Raw genomic sequence first — 3,557 nt, forward strand, 5'->3', positions numbered from 1 at the left:
GCCTTAGCTCAGCTGGGAGAGCGCCTGATTTGCATTCAGGAGGTCAGGAGTTCGATCCTCCTAGGCTCCACCAAAGACTTTTTGGCAAAGCCAAAAAGGCGACGGAACGCTCAGCGGCAGAGGTTTTGCAACGCAAAACGCTCGAGAGCGGATTAAAAGCGAACATAACACATCCCATCAGTTCGATCAGAAAGCAGTCTTTGACTTCTTTCTCGTCCAACTGGACGATGCGAAGGTCTTCGGATCATCGCTTTGACATTGTATATAGAGATGAAACATCAGCGTCACAGGCGCCTCGTGTGAGAGGTGTGGCAGCTTAGGCTGCAAGATGTGACGTTGTCCAAGTCAAGTACACTAACCAAAGTGGATCTACGGATCCACGACGTAGCATTCTCCGTCCAGGTCACCCGTAAGGATGACGGACAAAAAGGACGAATGTTGCGGGTAGTTAATTGCATGCTTTTGATCGGAGGAAGTCTATCTTCTTCCGGATCAAATCAAGCGCGAGAAGGGCGTTTGGTGGATGCCTTGGCAGTAAGAGGCGATGAAGGACGTGATACTCTGCGATAAGTCATGGGGAGCTGAGAATAAGCTTTGATCCATGAATTTCCGAATGGGGAAACCCACCTGACAGTTCGTTATAATTATCAACTAACAATTCTAGGATTGTTAGCAGGTAATTTATAACGGTCTGAACCAGGTATTTATAGACTGAATACATAGGTTTATAAAGGCAAACCCGGGGAACTGAAACATCTAAGTACCCGGAGGAAAGGAAATCAATAGATACTCCGCTAGTAGTGGCGAGCGAACGCGGATCAGCCGAACCATAAGAACGACCAGAATGTGTTGGAAAGCACAGCCATAGCGGGTGATAGCCCCGTATGGGAAGTTTGATTGGACGTATTAAGTAGGGCGGAACACGTGAAATTCTGTCTGAAGATCGGGGGACCACCCTCGAAGGCTAAGTACTCCTTACTGACCGATAGCGAACCAGTACCGTGAGGGAAAGGTGAAAAGCACCCCGACGAGGGGAGTGAAACAGTTTCTGAAACCGGACGCCTACAAGCAGTCGGAGGGGCATAAGCCCTGACGGCGTACCTTTTGTATAATGGGTCAACGACTTGGTCTATCGAGCAAGCTTAAGCCGTTAGGTGTAGGCGTAGCGAAAGCGAGTCTTAAAAGGGCGACTAAGTTCGATGGATCAGACCCGAAACCGAGTGATCTAGCCATGTGCAGGCTGAAGGTGCAGTAACATGCACTGGAGGGCCGAACCCACACCTGTTGAAAAAGGTCGGGATGACGTGTGGCTAGGGGTGAAAGGCCAATCAAACTCGGAAATAGCTGGTTCTCCGCGAAATCTATTTAGGTAGAGCGTCGATTGTATTCTCCCGGGGGTAGAGCACTGCATGGATGATGGGGGCCCACAGCCTTACTGAGTCTAAGCAAACTCCGAATACCGGGAAGAACTGATCGGCAGACACACGGCGGGTGCTAACGTCCGTCGTGGAGAGGGAAACAACCCTGACCAACAGCTAAGGCCCCCAATTCGTGGCTAAGTGGGAAAGCATGTGGGACGACCAAAACAACCAGGAGGTTGGCTTAGAAGCAGCCATCCTTTAAAGATAGCGTAACAGCTCACTGGTCTAGATAAGTTGTCCTGCGGCGAAGATGTAACGGGGCTCAAGCCACGAGCCGAAGCTTTGGATGCGTAGTGATACGCGTGGTAGCGGAGCGTTCTGTGATATAGAACGCTGCCTCCTTGTTCCCTTCGGGGATATTGGAGGCAATGTTCTGACTGTGAAGCCGGGCTGTAAGGCATCCGGTGGAGTGATCAGAAGTGAGAATGTTGACATGAGTAGCGACAAACAGGGTGAGAGACCCTGTCGCCGAAAGTCCAAGGGTTCCTGCTTAAAGCTAATCTGAGCAGGGTAAGCCGACCCCTAAGGCGAGGCCGAAAGGCGTAGTCGATGGGAACCAGGTTAATATTCCTGGGCCATGTGGTGGTGACGGATCTCGAGGGTAGTTCGATCTTAACGGATTGATCGGGCTGCTTAGAGGTCCCTGGAAATAGCCCCACTTTAAGATCGTACCCGAAACCGACACAGGTGGACTGGTAGAGAATACCAAGGCGCTTGAGAGAACCACGTTTAAGGAACTCGGCAAAATGCCTCCGTAAGTTCGCGAGAAGGAGGCCCCATTCGCACGCAAGTGTGGGTGGGGGGCACAAACTAGGGGGTGGCGACTGTTTACTTAAAACACAGGGCTGTGCGAAGCCGTAAGGCGACGTATACAGTCTGACGCCTGCCCGGTGCTGGAAGGTTAAAAGGAGAGGTGCAAGCCTTGAATTGAAGCCCCAGTAAACGGCGGCCGTAACTATAACGGTCCTAAGGTAGCGAAATTCCTTGTCGGGTAAGTTCCGACCTGCACGAATGGCGTAACGATCTCCCCGCTGTCTCAAACGTGGACTCAGCGAAATTGAACTGTGTGTCAAGATGCACACTACCCGCGGTTAGACGGAAAGACCCCATGAACCTTTACTATAGCTTCGCACTGGCATCAGGATTGTGATGTGCAGGATAGGTGGTAGGCTTTGAAATCGGGACGCCAGTCTCGGTGGAGCCATCCTTGAGATACCACCCTTCGCACTCTTGATGTCTAACCGCGGTCCGTTATCCGGATCCGGGACCCTGCGTGGTGGGTAGTTTGACTGGGGCGGTCGCCTCCCAAAGTGTAACGGAGGCGCGCGAAGGTTGGCTCAGACCGGTCGGAAATCGGTCGTTGAGTGCAATGGCAGAAGCCAGCCTGACTGCAAGACTGACAAGTCGAGCAGAGACGAAAGTCGGCCATAGTGATCCGGTGGTCCCGAGTGGAAGGGCCATCGCTCAACGGATAAAAGGTACTCTGGGGATAACAGGCTGATGGTGCCCAAGAGTCCATATCGACGGCACCGTTTGGCACCTCGATGTCGGCTCATCTCATCCTGGGGCTGGAGCAGGTCCCAAGGGTACGGCTGTTCGCCGTTTAAAGAGGTACGTGAGCTGGGTTTAGAACGTCGTGAGACAGTTCGGTCCCTATCTGCCGTGGGTGTAGGATACTTGAGAAGAGTTGCCCCTAGTACGAGAGGACCGGGGTGAACGGACCACTGGTGGACCAGTTATCGTGCCAACGGTAGTGCTGGGTAGCTATGTCCGGACAGGATAACCGCTGAAAGCATCTAAGCGGGAAGCCCCCTTCAAAACTAGGTATCCCTTGAGGGCCGTGGAAGACCACCACGTCGATAGGCCAGAGATGTAAGCGCGGTAACGCGTTCAGTTGACTGGTACTAATTGCCCGATAGGCTTGATTTGATCCGGTAGAAGCAAGACTTCGCCAATCAAATACAAAAGCTGCAGTAAACTTGACTTGGACTTCGCTTCTTTCTCGGTTTGGTGGTCATAGCACGAGCAAAACACCCGATCCCATCCCGAACTCGGCCGTTAAGTGCCGTCGCGCCAATGGTACTGCGTCTTAAGACGTGGGAGAGTAGGTCACCGCCAAACCTAGTAAGAAGCGAA

At 52.4% G+C, this 3,557-nt stretch carries 2 rRNA genes; both read left to right on the forward strand.

What is annotated here, in order from left to right:
* Positions 1–495 precede the first annotated feature (495 nt).
* Positions 496–3,350: ribosomal RNA gene (locus DT23_RS16820) — 23S ribosomal RNA — on the forward strand.
* A gap of 77 nt (positions 3,351–3,427) precedes the next feature.
* Positions 3,428–3,542 (forward strand): 5S ribosomal RNA (rrf, locus tag DT23_RS16825).
* The last annotated feature ends 15 nt before the right edge of the window (positions 3,543–3,557 follow it).

Origin of the sequence: Thioclava indica (genome assembly GCF_000714545.1) — a bacterium.
In the GTDB taxonomy this organism is placed as follows: Bacteria; Pseudomonadota; Alphaproteobacteria; order Rhodobacterales; family Rhodobacteraceae; genus Thioclava; species Thioclava indica.